Origin of the sequence: Capilliphycus salinus ALCB114379, from assembly GCF_047276495.1 — a bacterium.
GTDB classification, from domain to species: domain Bacteria; phylum Cyanobacteriota; class Cyanobacteriia; order Cyanobacteriales; family Microcoleaceae; genus Capilliphycus; species Capilliphycus salinus.
On the sequence record NZ_CP178543.1, the window covers coordinates 6,295,430 to 6,311,206 of the forward strand.

The window sequence follows — 15,777 nt, forward strand, 5'->3', positions numbered from 1 at the left end:
ATTCTAAGAATTTTCTCATCATTTTCGCAGTCGATAACCTACACTTCTCACCGTCTCAATTAAATTTTTGTTAAGCTTTTTGCGGAGATATCCTATGTATACATCGACAATATTAGAGCTAGAATCATAATCGTAGCCCCAAACATAGTTGAGGATTTGGTCTCGAGTCAAAACTTGGTCTGGATGGCGCATCAGGGTATCTAAAAGAATAAATTCATGGTTGGATAACTCGACCCGACGATCGCCGACCCTCACAGTACGCGATCGGATATCAAGGGTAATATCACCTACTTTCAAAAACCTTTCGGCCTTCGGTTCGGGTTTGCTCGGCTGTCGCAATTGCAAGCGTATCCGAGCCAGCAATTCTTCAAAGCTAAAAGGCTTGGTTACATAGTCGTTGGCTCCCCCTTCCAACCCGCTAACTTTATCGCTGACTTCATCCCGTGCCGTTAGAATAATAATGGGGATTTGTTCTCCCTGACCGCGTAATTCTTCGAGAACTTCTGTTCCTTCTATACCGGGCAGACCCAAATCGAGAATTAGCAGGTTATATTGTTCGTGGCGAACTTGATTTAGGGCTTCGTAGCCGTCCTCTGCTACTGTCGTGATAAAGCCATTCTCCCGCAGTTTTTTCTCCAGAAAGGCGGCGATTTTGGGTTCATCTTCGGCAATGAGAATTCGTTTCATTTTATCCTCTCCTCTCTAAACATTCTAGGGGAATAACAATGGTGAAAGTAGACCCAATCCCCACTTGACTTTTTAATTCGACCCAACCTTGATGAGCAGAAGCAATTGCTTTAACAATCGCCAATCCTAAACCCAATCCTTCACAGCGACGGCCGTTGACATTTCGCTCAAAACGCTCGAAAATCTTTTTCTGGTGGGCGGTATCAATTCCTTCTCCGGTATCTCGCACCCACAAATAGAATTTGCCTTTACTTAAAGTCGCTCCCACCCCAATCACATCATCTTCTGTTGTGTATTTGGTGGCATTGTGAGCTAGATTGAGAAAGGCTTGAGTGAGGCGCTGTGGGTCAGCAATGATGCGACCCGTACCTTTAACTTCCAGACTCCAATTTCTCTTGGCGAGCGTCGTCGCTTTGGTATACAATTCTTCGGTGAAAGTGCCGATTTCAACAATTTCGCAATTTAAAAAATCGGGTCGCTCGGCTTTGGCCAACAGCAGAAGATCGTTGACTAAGCGATTCATCCGATTCAACTCGTCTTTGAGCAATTTTACGATTTTCTTCTGCTCCTCGGAGTCGGGTTCGAGTTGTTCTAAATAGCAATCAATGATTGTAATCGGGGTTCGCAGTTCGTGGCTGGCATCATTAATTAAGGCTTGCTGGCTGGTAAAAGCCGCCTCAAGGCGATCCATCATTTTGTTGAAGGTCATGGCTACTTCTGCCATTTCTCCGGTGCCTTGAACAGGGATTCTTTGGCTGAGATCTGATTCGCTAATTGCCAGGGCTGTGGTTGAGAGCGATCGCAATGGAGCTAATATTTTCCCCGATGCTATCCAGGCCAGAAATAAAGCAAAGAAAAGAACAATAAACAAGACTTTAGTAACAGTGATTTCCGATTCTAGGATTTCTTGCCGTTCGCCGGCTGTCGTATGAAGGACCACAAATAAACCTCGGATTTGCCCTTCAGCAATAACGGGTCTGGTGAGATACATAATCTCCCCAATATTGGGGTCAGAAGTTTTATATCTGTTCCGTTCGCTTTTGTTGAGTTCCAGGAAATAACTCATCAGTTCTGTACTCTCCCATACCGTGTTGGGCAAGGCTCTGGGACTGGAACTGAAAAAATCACCATCAAGTATCGTGATCAAAAATGTATCGTCTTCGGGAAGTCTAACGGACAAGAAATATTTTAAAAATCGGGGAAGGTTTTCGTGGGTGAGACCTTCTTTTGTTTTCTTTTGTTCGTCTATTAATGTATCAAAGGCTTCCAATTCTTCTGTTAACTCTTCCTCGACTCTAGCATTGACTGTCCGCAGGATAAGTATAGAAAAAATTGGAACTGATAAGCCGATAAAGACAGCCATTACGGCCAAATACCAGAGAAAAATGTAAGTTCGGGTTTCCCAGAATATTCTCCGAACTTGAGAAAAAGGTTTGGCTTTTACTCGTTTAGTTGTTAAGCTTTTAATGGTTAAGCTTTTCATCGTCTCTGGCCCGATTTGACAATTTGACTTCGACTCAAGAAAAGAGGTATTATAAACCGGATATCAACTTAGATACTAGCATCAAGTTAAATTGATTGGATATACTTCAACCGTATTTTTTCTGAACCTTTACAAAAGCTTCAAATTTTCATCCGATTGGCCGCTCCAGCTTTACATTCGGGGGGGTTATGTAAAGGATCTGTAAATTCAAGGCTCGGGAGTAGGGCGAGCGGGTATCAAACTTTAGCTATCCATCAGACTTCCACAGGAGGCACGCGATCGCTTAGATAGCTGATAAAAAGGACACGATCCCTCGCGGTCGTGTCTTGTTTGAGAATAATTCTTGAGATGTTCTAACTGGGCTGCACTGGGTTTGAAGTTGAGGTTGCTCGCTTTAACATTCAACCCAGTAAATTTTTCCAAGTGTGTTGTTCTCAGCAAAGTTCCGACAAAGGGAACATTTGTTAAAGTTGCTTGAAAAAAGTTAGAACCATTCCGATTCTGACGCTTAAAAGTATTTGCGACCAGATGCCAATCGCGAATATTAAGAACAGCCATAATTAGAAAATCTTGAAAGTAACAACCCAGAAACAAAAATTCAGTTGCATCCAACCCCTATAAATTTAAGTCAACAAAGCAGACATGAGATGCACTTGCACTCATGTTTTCCCCTATTAAATTAACTGATCTGCTCGCGGAAAATGGAGACAGAACAGAAAAGTTCTCTCATTGACTAAATTCAGAGAATATTGATGTTACAACTCAAAGCTTTAAGTTTTCAGTTGTATCTCTATCTTAGGGGGGTTTTAAATCGGATGCTATTCGATATTAGCATCACAATTAAATTTTTAATCGCATTAATTAATTAGTATTTTCAGTAAAATTTACAAAAGCTCATTAACCCCACTTATTAAATACCGATTAAAACTTAGTAAATTATACAAATCAAACATTAAATCAAACATCAGCATTCAAACAGAAGTAGGGAAAGGCTATAGCCCCTCCCTACTTCTGGCGACGGTTTAAAGGAATGTCTTCTAGGGAGACAGTCTCCAAACCTTCACGGTATCGTCAAAACTGCCGCTGACTAAACTATTATCAACGGGTGAAAACTCCACATCCACCCAAGACTTGTGACCTTTGAGGGTTCCCATCAGTCCGCCGGTTTCAATTTGCCACAGTTTCACCGTTCCCGCAAAATCTCCGCTGGCGAGGGTTTGACCGTCCCGACTAAAAGAGAGAGACTGAACTTTATCGCCGTGACCGATCAGGGTGCGTTCGGGTAAACTGCTAAAATATTCTGATTGCAGGCGGTTTAAGTCCCACAGTTTGATGCTGCGGTCCCAACTGCCGGTGGCTAAAGTCCGACCGTCGGGAGAAATGGCAACGGACCAAATGGCGTTGGGATGTCCTTTGATGCTGCGAAGTAAACGGCCGGTTCGCCAGTTCCAAACTTCGATGCTGCCGTCACTGCCGCCGCTGACTAGGGTTTGACGGTCGGGACTAAAGGCGACCGACTGCACATCTTGAGCATAACCGTTTAACTGACCAATTTCTTCGCTGGTTTCCACATCCCACAACCGCAGGCTTTGATCGCGGCTGACGCTGGCGACGGTTTCTCCGTCGGGACTGAAGGCGACGCCATACACCCAAGCTTTGTGACCGTAGAGCATTTTGATCAGTTTACCACTCCACAAGTCCCAAACTTTGAGGCTATTGTCGCCGCTGCCACTGACCAGTAAACGACCGTTGGGACTAATGGCCAAAGCGCCCACCGGCCCGGAATGCCCGGAGAGGGTGTATAGCACATCACCCGTTTGAATGTCAAGAACTTGAATCGTGCCGTCGGTGTTGCCGCTGGCGACGAGTTGGCCGTTGGGACTGACGGCGATCGCCCACACCGGACTAAAGCTTCGCATCAAGGTGCGGACTGCGGGCGTATTTTTCAGTTGCGGGGGGATGCGTTTAATTTGGGGAGGGTATGCCCGGGTATCGGGTAAGCGATAAACCGGTTCGGGTGACTGGGACGAGACCCGAGAGACGTTGGAGGGGATCGAACTCAAGATCAAAGATGCGATCGCCACCACTGCGCCTCCCCAGGCCGTCAGCATCAGTTTTTGTTGAGTTGACAGGGTATTGAAGGCAACCACCGCCCCGGTTTTCAAGTCCCGCATCACTTCGGTTGCGGACTGATAACGTTTGGCCGGATGGCGCTGAACCATTTTATCGAGTATCCGTCCCAAGCGCCGGCTGACGGGATATTTGAGATAATCTCGCCAGACCCATGTATCGGATTTGACATCATACAAATCAAAAGCCGGAACCTGGGTCATTAAGTGCAAACAAGTCACGCCCAAGCTGTAGAGATCGCTGCTGGGACTGGCTTGGCTGTGCAGGTGTTCGGGGGCGGAATATTCGGCGGAACCTTGATGATTCTCGTCTACTATTAAAGCATTTTCCGGATCGATCGCGCTGGCCAGATCGACCACTGCGATCTCGGGTTCGTCAGCCGCGTGGCTGTCTTCGGAAGACGGAGAACGACGAATTAAGTTTTCCGGTTTGATATCGGCATGAACGATATTGTTTTCGTGCAGAAATTCTAATGTGGGTAAGACATCGTTGAGCAGTTGCCAAATTTGCCCTTCTCGAAAGATACCATCCTGGTCGAGTTCACATCCCAGGTTGCGCCCCGGAATATACTCGTGGACATAGTAGTGATAATTCTCTTGGGCAAAAGAGGCCCACAACTCGGGAATTGCTTCGTGTCTTCCCAGCCGTTCTAATTCTGAAGCCGGGACCGAATTGAGGGGAACCAGTCTGAGGTTAACTGCATCACCCTCAGCCGGGGAAGAAGGGGACTGATCGCGATGCCGGAACTGTTTGATCACGCAGCGGGACTTGGACGGTTGATCCTCATCGACTGCCAAGAACGTTCTGCTGGTAATACTTTGACCCAAGACTTTGATGATTCGGTAGCGATCTTTGAGCCTTAAACTGTACCCACAACTCTGGCAAAAGCTATGGTGAGCGGAATTTTGGGGATGTTTGCAGTTGGGATTTATGCAGTAACTCATAACTGGCAAGTCGTTAAGTCTGTCTCTACTATCTTGACATCCCCACACCCTCCTCAACAGTATAGATGTGAAGATTCACTCCCGGCCGAATCGGTTTGCTGTGAAGTACCCCCTGTAATCAATTGTCAAGTTAAAAGATTGAGTCGATAACACGGGTTCAGCCTTAGAATTTAGAAAGTTCCAAGCTTTCTCCTAACACGGGATTTTTACCCGACAAGTCGAGATTCCCGTATTTTACTTGTTCTGCGATTATATCATGTTTTCTCTCGTCTGTTGGCGAACAGATCGAATCATCCCGATTGACAATTGTCCGTGCGATCGCCTTCTCGAAGCCGTTTAAAATAAGAAAGTCACTTTACAATTTGTAACTCACAACTGCTCCGATGCCTTTAATCCGCGTACCTCAATCTTGGGAACTCCCCGAACGGTTGGTTACTCCTGAATCAATTTTTCTCAACCGTCGTCGTTTTCTAAAAAGTCTGATCGGGGCGAGCTTGGGTGCTACTATTTTACCCCTTGCCGGTTGCGATCGCACGCCGAATTTTTCGACTCAGCCCCAGTTCGATCAACTGACGGCCTATTCTGATTTATCTCGCAACCCGAATTTTTCTGATGTCGGACGGGAGTTGACTCCTGTAGAGTTTGCCACTCAATATAATAATTATTACGAGTTTGGCGGTTCTAAATCGATTTGGGAAGCGGCACAAGCTTTACCCACCAAAAATTGGCAGGTTGAAGTGACGGGATTGGTGAAAAATCCCCAAACTTATGACCTTGATGACCTTCAAAAAAAGTTTCCCCTCGAAGAACGAATTTATCGCTTTCGCTGTGTTGAAGCTTGGGCGATGGTGGTGCCTTGGGTGGGTTTTCCCATGCGGTTATTGTTAGAAGATGTTGAACCGAATTCCGAAGCGAAATTTGTCCGGTTTACTTCGTTTTATGACCCGAAAATTACCAAAGGTCCCGGTTTTTGGGCGGTGAATTATCCCTGGCCCTATACGGAGGGGTTAAGAATTGAGGAAATGGCGAACGATTTGGCTTTTTTTGCGACCGGGATTTATGGGAAAAGTTTACCCAAACAAAACGGCGCTCCTTTGCGAATGGTGGTGCCTTGGAAATATGGGTTTAAAGGGGCGAAATCCATTGTCAAAATCGAATTTCTAGCCGAACAACCGACGACGTTTTGGAATACGTTGGTTCCCAATGAATACGGGTTTGAAGCCAATGTTAACCCCAATGTTCCCCATCCGAGATGGTCGCAGGCTACCGAACGAATTGTGAGTAATGCTCCCAGTTTGACTTGGGAACGACAGCCCACATTATTGTATAACGGTTATGCCGAATATGTTGGCGATCTTTACACTTAGAAATCACAGAAAATCGTAAAATTCAAAAGATGATTTAATTTTTGGAATGAGATTGATTTAATATTCCGAACAATTACAAAAGGTCAATGGGGGTGATAACAGTTTTGAATTCCCCCTTTTTTTTTCTTCGTCAGATTTTAATCCGGTCCCCAAAAATCGGTGAGTCTAAATCGGAAATTTCTGATAAAATTACTTCAGGAGCAATAAATTGCCCCCGATCGCGTTGCAGGTTGGCTATGGTTACTTCATCGTTACCCTTAATGCCTCCAGAAGCTTCACCCCTCAACGGACAAGCCCTGGAAGACTGTATTGACTGGTTGAGTTTTCACCGAGTCTGGGGGGCATTGAGTCCGAAAGCGATCGCCGCAATTGCTCACAGTCTGCAAATTCTCCACACCCAAGCGCAGATTGAAATTTATCAAGAAAAAACCATTCTTCAAGGACTGTATTTTCTCAAATGGGGAACCGTAGAAATCTATCGCCATTCAACTATCGGAAAAACCCATATTATTTATCGCAACGCCGGAGATATCTTTGGCTATCTTCCCTTATTTAATAACTCAAATCCCTGCATTTCAACCACAAGTGCAATCACTATAACTCCCTGTGAACTCTGGTTTTTAGGGCGAGAATCCCTAGAAAATTTGCAAACAAACTATCCCGATATTCAATCTGCATTTAACCGTTTACTCGCTTTAGATTTAGATCATTTTTCCCAACGTCTGGCGAAAGAACAGGCTCGAATTCAAGGACTACAACCCTATCTAAAACCCGTTACCGGCGATGAAAAAATAATCGGAATTAGTAAAGCCGCTCAAAAATTACGACAGCAAGTTGAACAACTTAAAACTTCGATAGAACCGATTATTTTACAGGCTCCCCCCGGAAGCGGAAAAACATTTATCGCCGGATTTATTCACGCTCAATCTGCACTAAAAAACCACCCCTTTGCAGAAATTGACCTGGGAGAATTACCCCAACTCGAAAACGGAAGCATCGATACAGATGCCTTATTTGGTCGGTTCAACGGTCAACCGGGAATTCTCGAACTTCTCGAACGGGGAACTTTGTTAATTGACCGTGTAAACCTGTTAAATCCTTCCGAAAAAGCCCGTTTAATTCACTATCTCAAAACCGGAGAAATCATCCCCAATTGTGACCCCACACAACTGAATTTAAGTTCGGAAATTCCACCTGCTAAATTAAGTTGGGTGCGTTTGATTCTCGCCAGTCCTGAGAAACGTTCTGGGCTACAGATAGAAGCGACTTCGCTCAAATTGTTGAGTTTACCCCAACGCAAACAGGATATTACCGAATTTGCCCAATATTTCTTAGAAAAATACTGTCGGGAACGGGGGCGAACACCGTTGGAATTAAATCCCGCCGAGCGGCGTCGTTTGTTGAGTTATAATTACCCCGAAAACCTGTCAGAATTGTCTAATATTTTAAAGCGAGCGGTGATGATGACGCCGCCAGAACAGACGATAATTCCCGAGCAGGTTCTTTGGTCGGTAGAATCGAAGAAAAACGCTTTTCGGGTGGATTTATTGAATGAAATTCCCGGCCTGCGTCAATTTTTATTAAGTGATTGGTGGCCGAAACGGGTTTGGTGGCTGATGATGGCAATTTTTATCCCCGTGACGGTGATGGGATTTATCGGCCCCCAAACGCGAGAGAGTAGCGTGACATTGAATTTATTTTGGGCTTGGTGGTGGCCGTTTTATCTGTTGCTATTTCCGATTATTGGTCGGCTTTGGTGTGCGGTTTGTCCGTTTATGATTGTCGGAGAAGCCTTGAGAAAATTGTCTCTGTTGCTGTTTCCCCGCAAACAGTTTTCTTGGCCGACAAAATGGTTGAACCAATGGGGCGCGTGGCTTCTGTGGGGAGGTTTTGTGGTGATTTATCTTTGGGAAAAACTTTGGGATTTACCCCATCGGGCTTATTTATCTTCTTGGTTGTTGGTGGCGATTACCGCCGGGGCGATTATTTGTAGTTTAATTTATGAACGTCGGCTTTGGTGTCGGTATTTGTGTCCGATTGGTGGGATGAATGGAATGTTTGCTAAGTTGGGGATGATTGAGTTGCGTTCGACTCAACAGGTTTGTGGAAGTCAGTGTAATACTTTTGGCTGTTATAAAGGCGGTGAAATTACGCCGGTTAGCTTTGCCAATGCGTTACCAACGGAGGGACAGGCGACGGGTGGATGTCCGCTTTATTCTCATCCCGCACAGCTTTCTGATAACCGGGATTGTGTTTTTTGTATGAGTTGTTTGAAAGCTTGTCCGAATCGTTCTGTTCAGCTTAATTTTCGGTTTCCCGCAGCGGATTTATGGGAAAATCATCAAGGATTTGCCGCTGAAGTGGCGCTGTTATTATTGTTGTTTGGCGGTGTTTTTATGCACCACAGTCAGAAGATTTTAAGTTGGGTCAGTTTGGGCGATTTGCCGATAGATTCGGAACATTTACTGTGGAGTCTTCCGATTGTTTTGGGGTTGTTAAGTGTTCCGGCGATGGCAACCTATGGGGCGCACAAATTGGCGAGGGTTTTTGATGGGGAAATGCCGGATTATTCGACGGTAATCTATGCCTATTTGCCGATGGTTTTGGCGATTAATTTAGTCTGTTATATTCCGGCTGCAATTGGTGAAGCGGGTCGGATTTTACCTGTTATCGCCCGAACGTTTGGTTATAGTGGTATCGGACTTTTTAGTTTAACTTGGAGTCAGGATGTTGCTGCTTTTTTGCAAGGGGTGACTTTATTATCTATTTTAGTTTTGAGTGTATTTCCGCTTTTGAAAATTACTCAACGTTCCTGGTTGAATAATCTCCCTCACATTGGGTTAATGATAGTTTTGATTGGGATTTGCTTTCGGCTTATGGTTTAATAAAACCCCAAGTTCGTTGTTGCGATGCACGCGCATAAAACAAGGGCGCCCATCCCAACAACTAGCCCAACCCTAAGTTCGTTGTTGCGCTACTCTATGAGAAGGCGAAGCGCCTACAGTGCGTAAAACTAGGGCTAAAGTGCAAGAACAAAGACGGGCTAAAGTGCAAGAACAAAGACGGGCTAAAGTGCAAGAACAAAGACGGGCTAAAGCCCAACTACAAACTTTTTAAATTTAACAATAATAATGAGAGAATGAAAATTTACTCTGATATTACAGAAACCATTGGCAATACTCCTTTAGTTTGTTTACAAAAATTGCCACAAAATTTTAATTGTGTGGCCGAGATTGTGTTAAAATTAGAAAGTTTTAATCCGGCAAAATCCGTTAAAGATAGAATTGCGATTAGTATGTTGAATGAGGCGGAAAAAGCGGGATTAATTCAACCCCGAATTTCGACCATTATTGAAGCAACTTCGGGAAATACGGGAATTGGTTTGGCAATGGTTTGTGCGGCGAAAGGCTATCGATTGATTTTAACAATGCCGGACAATATGAGTCGGGAACGTCAGCAAATTGTTAGGGCTTATGGTGCGGAAATTATCACCACTCCCGCTAAAGCGGATATGGCGGGGGCTATTGCTAAAATGAACGAATTACTGGCGAGTATTCCTAACGCTTTTTCTCCTCAACAATTTAGCAATCCCGCCAACCCGAAAATTCATTATAAAACCACTGGCGTTGAAATTTGGGAAGATACGGAGGGAAGGGTCGATATTCTCGTTGTTGGGGTGGGAACCGGAGGGACGTTAACGGGGGCGGGTTGTTATCTGAAAAAACAAAAACCGGATTTAAAAATTGTGGCTGTTGAACCGGTTAAGAGTGCGGTTTTGAGCGGGAAATCTTCGGGAATTCATAATATTCAGGGGATTGGGGCGGGCTTTATTCCTGATGTTTTGAGGACGGATTTAATTGATGAAGTTGTGCGGGTGACGGAAGAACAAGCCTATGAAATCGGGCGAAAATTAGCGGTTGAAGAAGGAATTATCAGTGGGATTTCAACGGGAGCAATTGTTTTTGCTGCACTAGAAGTTGGGCGGCGTTGTGAGTGTGAAAATCAGCTAATTGTTGCGTTTCAGCCCAGCGGAGGAGAAAGATATCTCAGCACAGAAATGTTTCAATAATTATTCTAGCAGAAAGCAGAGAAACCCGATTTATGAGCAAAACCGGGTTTTTAGAATAGACCTCATTTCAAAGCACACAGCTAGAAGTGATGAATATTGCTAAAAAGCTGCTTTGTTTGTTCCGAATTCCAACGATAAGGAGGGAAAATTTAAGCCTGACCGCTCAAAAATTCTCGCATATATTGATTAACTAACTCGGGTTTTTCTTGCTGCACCCAATGGCTACAGTTGGGAATATAACGAACTTTCAAATTCTGTACATATTCTTCGGTGCCGTAGGTTAATTCTTTCCCCAATGCCGCATCATTTTCTCCCCAAATCATTAACGTAGGAACGGTTAATAAACCCCATTCCGGTCGGTCTTGGGGGTTGAAAAATGCGGGGAAAACATTACGATAATAGTTGATCATCGCCGTTAATGCCCCCCGTTTGGCGGCCGCATCTTTGTAGGCTTCTATATCGGTTGTGGTAAAGGCACTTTTGTCAACTGCCATCTCTATAAAAGAAGATGAAATTGCCCGATAGTCATCGGCTTGAAACATTAACTCGGGTAAAAAAGGAAGTTGGAAGAAGAAAACATACCAGCTTTTTTGCAGTTGGTCAATCGTCCACAAACCATCGGCAAACTTCGCCGGATGGGGAATATTCATTACAATTAATTTCTCGACCATTTCCGGGTAAGCATAGGCAAAATTCCACGCGATCGCACCGCCCCAGTCGTGACCGACTAAGATACAATTATCATATCCTAAACCTGTAATTACTCCGCGAACATCTTGGATTAATTCCCTCATATTGTATGCCGATAAATCTTTGGGTTTATCGCTGTCGTTGTAGCCCCGCAGATCCAAAGCAACAACTTTATAATCTCGGGCAAATTCGGGGATTTGATGACGCCAAGAATACCAAAACTCGGGAAACCCATGCAGCATCAGCATTAACGGGCCATCGCCTTGGGTCACATAATGCAGGGTGACGCCATTGGTTGTGATGTATTCATTCGTCCAAGTTCCTTCTAAGACAGACATATAAATCTCCAGAAGATGTTTACTCCATGTTATTTTAGTTGATTTGTATTTGAAAATTAAAGCCTTGGGACGGGTTGCCTAGAAATGTAAACCCGCCCTCAAAACTGTTTTTTCGGGGCGGGTTGAATTCAATTTGTTGGGGGGAAATTTTATTAAAATTAATCCCCCCTAAGAGTGAAAATCAATCTAACTTTAGTCTGATTTTAGCTTTGAGAAGCCGATTCTTTTTGAGTCGCCGCATCCAAGCGATCTTTTTCTTCGATCAAACGGTTTAAAGTGGTTTCAACTTTGCGTTTTCGTTGTTCTTCTTGGACCTGTTGTTCTTGTCGATCTTGCCATAAAATTCCCGCTAAATGCGCGATCGCTAAACCGATGGCGCCCACAGATAAAACGTAACTGTGCAAGGTGTAAAGTCGCAGCAAGGTTGAGGTACTGATTCCACCGCCACCCGTAACAATATCGCGCAGTGTTGAACCGATAAAGGGAATTGCTTCAATAGTTCCCAACTCAATTTTTAGGCGCCAAAACCCTTCTTGAGTCCAAGCCAAACCAATAGCCGTCCAGTCCAAACCAATGGCGGCTAAGATGAGGAAAATACCGCCAATCCAACCGATTAGCCAACTGCGGCGAAATTGTCGCCCTAAAAACATTACCACTAATTGGATTAAGCCCAAAGCGATTACAAAGTTTCCCGCATACTTGTGTAAACCTTGCACCAACCAACCAAATTCTACTTGTTGGGTGATGTGTTGAAGAGACTCGTAAGCCCCGCCCGCAATGGGTTGATAGTTGATGGCGACCAATAATCCCGTCAGTGCGGAAACCAGGGTTAAAGTTAAAATTGATACCGCGAGGATTGTTGAAGTTCGTCTGAGGATAAACAACGGATTAATTCTTCTCATGGTTTTGTAGGTTTTTGTAAATAAGCGTCAAGAATGATTGCAGTAGCGTTCGGATCTGAATCTACCGTTCGGTCGGGGTCAATTTTCTAAAACTCCGATAACAGAGAGTTTTCAGCTTTCCCGAACTCTAAAAGGTTTGAGAGGAGGGCAAGAGGCTTGCCTGATTGTCCTACATAAATCTTAACATAACTTTAAGCAAAGATCGGTGTCTCCTCCTGACTGATTAAATGGGCGAACAAGAAACAGACTGAGATCGCGATGAAAATTACCTGTTTATGAAACAATAGAGAAGTTGCGATCAAAATCGGTGAAATTGAGAAAATCGCGATCGCGGATTCTTGTTAGGATGAGAGGTTAATTTACCGGAGTTTTCCCAAAAATGATTGAAAATATTGTCAATTCGAGTGCGCTTTTGCTGGTTTTACTCAATCCCTTTTTGATGAGTATCTATTTAATGGATTTGATTCAAAAATTTGACTTAAAAACCTTTTCCATTTATCTCCTCAGAGGAACGCTAATTAGTGCTATCGTTTTTATTGGTTTTGCTTGGACGGGGGAAACGGTTTTTAAACAAATTCTGCAAGTTAGATTTGAATCTTTTCTCATCTTTGGGGGGATTATCTTTTTAATTATTGGTTTGCGCTTTTTCTTCGGAGGAAGTCAAGCCATCGGACAACTGCGGGGACAGCCAAGGGGCGTGGCAATTACCATCGCAATGCCTTATATGATCGGGCCGGGAACGGTGAGTGCGAGTGTGATCGCCGGAAGTCGTTTGTCTCCTCTTTGGGCTGCATTTTCGATTATTATGGCACTAATTATAACGGTGATTTCAATTATTATAATGAAAGGGTTACACGATTATGTTCGCAATCAAAACGAAGCCATTGTTGAACGCTATATTGATATTGCCGGACGAACTTCAGCCTTGGTGATTGGAACCTTTGCAATTGATATGATTATGAGAGGAATTGAAGAATGGTTTCAACTGGATCTGACCACCTAAAACTTGAAATTACTGTGGCGACTCGCGAAGATTTACCGCACCTGAATGAACTTTACGCCCAAATGGATGATTTGCCTCTGCTTCCCGACGATAAAATTGAGGAACTCTTTAACCAAATTCATCAAATTCCTAACTATAAAATTTATCTGGTTTGGTTAGAAGAAAAACCGGTCGGGACATTTAGTTTGTTGTATGTTCCCACCATGATGCACCGAGGATTTCATCAATTTGCCGTCTTAGATGCCGTTAGCGTGGCGTCGGCTTATCGCAGTCGGGGTATAGGTAAAGCCATGATTCGCACCGCCTTAAAATTGAGTGCAGAAGCCGGATGCTATAAAGTCACCCTTTCTTCTAATCTTCATCGCGATCGCGCCCATGCTTTCTATGAATCCCTCGGTTTTCAACAGCATGGTTGGAGTTTTAGCCTAAAAGTTGTACCCGAAATTGAGCTTTTAAGCTAATCTAGATAAAGACAATCGCTATTCTCAATAACCTCACAACAATTCGATCCAAATTCACAATGAAAATTCTCAGCAATCTGATCGCCAAAGCCACGCCTCCTCAGCCGCCTCGCATTAAAAAGAAGCGTCGGGGAATTCATATTAAGTCCCCCGAAGAAATTGAAATTATGCGACAAGCCAGCAAAATTGTCGCCACCACACTCAAAGAAATTGCGGCTAGGGTACAACCGGGAATGACCACCGCAGATTTAGATGCAATTGCCGAAAAACGAATCAGAGAAATGGGTGCCACCCCCAGTTTTAAAGGGTATTATGGCTTTCCCGGTTCGATTTGTTCTTCTATTAATAATGAAGTCGTTCACGGCATCCCCAGTCGTCGGAAAGTGATTCGCGCCGGTGATGTTTTAAAAGTGGATACCGGGGCTTATTATCAAGGGTTTCACGGAGATTCTTGCATTACAATTCCCGTCGTTGAAGTGACTCCAGAAGCGGCTAAATTAATTCGAGTCGCCGAAGAAACCCTTTATAAAGGGATTGAACAAGTCAAAGCGGGTGCTTATTTACTCGATATTGCGGGGGCAATTCAAGACTACGCCGAAGCCAATGGGTTTCGCGTTGTTCAAGAATTTACGGGTCATGGAGTCGGGCAGAATTTACACGAAGAACCTTCTGTTTTTAATACTCGCACTTATGATTTACCCAATGTTAAGTTAAAAGCGGGGATGACGTTGGCTATTGAACCGATTTTAAATGCGGGTTCTCGCTTTACTCGGATTTTGTCTGATAAATGGACGGCTGTTACCGTTGATAATGCGCTTTCAGCCCAATTTGAACATACGGTTTTGGTCACAGAAACGGGTTATGAAATTCTTACAGATCGCTCAAAGGTCTAAGATTTAATAGTGCGGGGGGCGGGTTTATATAAATTATTGACCCAAACATAGATTTTTACACAACCCGCCCCTACAAAACTTTTCCCTCTTGTCTGGTCTAGCATTATTTTCGGTATTTTATATAAAATGCTTTTCTCGCTTCTCTCAAAATTGGGGAAAGATCTGTTATATCATCTCCGACTAATCAAGGATCATTCTGTAGGGGCGGGTATTTTCAGTCAGAAGTCAGAAGTCAGAAGTTACTGATTACTGTCACTTGAAACCTGTTCACTGTTCACTGTAAACTGTTCACTGTTTAAACTGCCCCACCAACAGAATTAATCAACCGGATATAGTATCAGTTAATAGGAGAAAAAATGGGCGATTTAGAGATTAAAATTGTTCATTATTCCGAGGCGGAGAATGAAATTAAAGCCATCCGACATCAAGTTTTTACCGTTGAACAAAATGTTGAACCCACACTAGAATTTGATGGAAAAGATGACACCGCCCAACATTTACTCGCTTACTTTAACTCTCAACCCGTAGGCACCGCTAGAATTCGGTATTTATCCCCTCAAACCGCCAAAATTGAACGGTTGGCCGTGCTTTCTACGGCTAGAGGGCGGGGAATTGGCCGGAAATTAATGGAAGCCGCATTAGACGTAATTGCATCAAAAAAAGTTGAAGAAACGCTGGTTCACGCTCAAGAATACATCAAACAATTATATCATAATCTGGGATTTCAGCAAGTCGGAGAACCCTTTGACGAAGCGGGGATTTCCCATGTTAAAATGATCAAAAAAATGTCTGTTTGAAATTCAAACTTGC

13 protein-coding genes are annotated in these 15,777 nt (G+C 43.9%); 7 read left to right on the top strand and 6 right to left on the bottom strand.

Translation table 11 applies throughout. The features are described 5' to 3' along the window. Positions 1-18 precede the first annotated feature (18 nt). The 4 genes from ACL6C3_RS25335 to ACL6C3_RS25350 all read right to left on the bottom strand — a co-directional run bounded on the left by ACL6C3_RS25335 (position 19) and on the right by ACL6C3_RS25350 (position 5,244). Positions 19-687 carry a response regulator transcription factor gene (locus ACL6C3_RS25335; protein ID WP_413162283.1) on the bottom strand — a complete coding sequence of 223 codons (669 nt, stop codon included), beginning with the start codon at positions 685-687 and terminating at the stop codon, positions 19-21. A 1-nt stretch (position 688) separates the two neighbouring features. After that, on the bottom strand, positions 689-2,170 hold the full coding sequence (locus ACL6C3_RS25340) for a sensor histidine kinase (RefSeq protein ID WP_413162285.1): 1,482 nt from the start codon (positions 2,168-2,170) through the stop codon (positions 689-691). A gap of 243 nt (positions 2,171-2,413) precedes the next feature. Next, complete coding sequence (locus ACL6C3_RS25345) at positions 2,414-2,728, bottom strand: hypothetical protein (protein WP_413162287.1); 315 nt, start codon at positions 2,726-2,728, stop codon at positions 2,414-2,416. A gap of 479 nt (positions 2,729-3,207) precedes the next feature. Continuing rightward, positions 3,208-5,244 carry a protein kinase domain-containing protein gene (locus ACL6C3_RS25350; protein WP_413162289.1) on the bottom strand — a complete coding sequence of 679 codons (2,037 nt, stop codon included), beginning with the start codon at positions 5,242-5,244 and terminating at the stop codon, positions 3,208-3,210. A gap of 383 nt (positions 5,245-5,627) precedes the next feature. Between ACL6C3_RS25350 and msrP the strand changes: the two genes are divergently transcribed. From msrP to cysK, 3 genes are all read left to right on the top strand, one after another. After that, positions 5,628-6,611: a protein-methionine-sulfoxide reductase catalytic subunit MsrP gene (gene msrP / locus ACL6C3_RS25355; RefSeq protein ID WP_413162291.1), complete on the top strand. Its 984-nt coding sequence runs from the start codon at positions 5,628-5,630 to the stop codon at positions 6,609-6,611. A gap of 236 nt (positions 6,612-6,847) precedes the next feature. After that, positions 6,848-9,496, top strand: a complete 2,649-nt coding sequence (locus ACL6C3_RS25360) for a cyclic nucleotide-binding domain-containing protein (protein WP_413162293.1) — start codon at positions 6,848-6,850, stop codon at positions 9,494-9,496. 254 nt (positions 9,497-9,750) lie between these two features. Then, positions 9,751-10,680 carry a cysteine synthase A gene (gene cysK, locus ACL6C3_RS25365; RefSeq protein WP_413162294.1) on the top strand — a complete coding sequence of 310 codons (930 nt, stop codon included), beginning with the start codon at positions 9,751-9,753 and terminating at the stop codon, positions 10,678-10,680. A gap of 149 nt (positions 10,681-10,829) precedes the next feature. Here cysK and ACL6C3_RS25370 read toward each other — a convergent pair whose 3' ends face one another. After that, positions 10,830-11,708: an alpha/beta fold hydrolase gene (locus ACL6C3_RS25370; protein ID WP_413162296.1), complete on the bottom strand. Its 879-nt coding sequence runs from the start codon at positions 11,706-11,708 to the stop codon at positions 10,830-10,832. A 203-nt stretch (positions 11,709-11,911) separates the two neighbouring features. Then, positions 11,912-12,610: a cytochrome b N-terminal domain-containing protein gene (locus ACL6C3_RS25375; protein ID WP_413162298.1), complete on the bottom strand. Its 699-nt coding sequence runs from the start codon at positions 12,608-12,610 to the stop codon at positions 11,912-11,914. Positions 12,611-12,989: 379 nt separating this feature from the next. Between ACL6C3_RS25375 and ACL6C3_RS25380 the strand changes: the two genes are divergently transcribed. The 4 genes from ACL6C3_RS25380 to ACL6C3_RS25395 all read left to right on the top strand — a co-directional run bounded on the left by ACL6C3_RS25380 (position 12,990) and on the right by ACL6C3_RS25395 (position 15,764). Continuing rightward, the gene (locus tag ACL6C3_RS25380) at positions 12,990-13,613 is read left to right on the top strand and encodes a MarC family protein (protein WP_413162300.1); all 624 of its coding nucleotides are present in this window, start codon (positions 12,990-12,992) and stop codon (positions 13,611-13,613) included. Beyond that, positions 13,586-14,074, top strand: coding sequence for a GNAT family N-acetyltransferase (locus ACL6C3_RS25385; protein WP_413162301.1), 489 nt, complete (start codon positions 13,586-13,588; stop codon positions 14,072-14,074). The genes ACL6C3_RS25380 and ACL6C3_RS25385 overlap by 28 nt, the downstream gene beginning before the upstream one ends. A gap of 59 nt (positions 14,075-14,133) precedes the next feature. After that, on the top strand, positions 14,134-14,967 hold the full coding sequence (gene map / locus ACL6C3_RS25390) for a type I methionyl aminopeptidase (protein ID WP_413162303.1): 834 nt from the start codon (positions 14,134-14,136) through the stop codon (positions 14,965-14,967). 356 nt (positions 14,968-15,323) lie between these two features. Beyond that, complete coding sequence (locus tag ACL6C3_RS25395; RefSeq protein WP_413162305.1) at positions 15,324-15,764, top strand: GNAT family N-acetyltransferase; 441 nt, start codon at positions 15,324-15,326, stop codon at positions 15,762-15,764. Positions 15,765-15,777 lie beyond the last annotated feature (13 nt).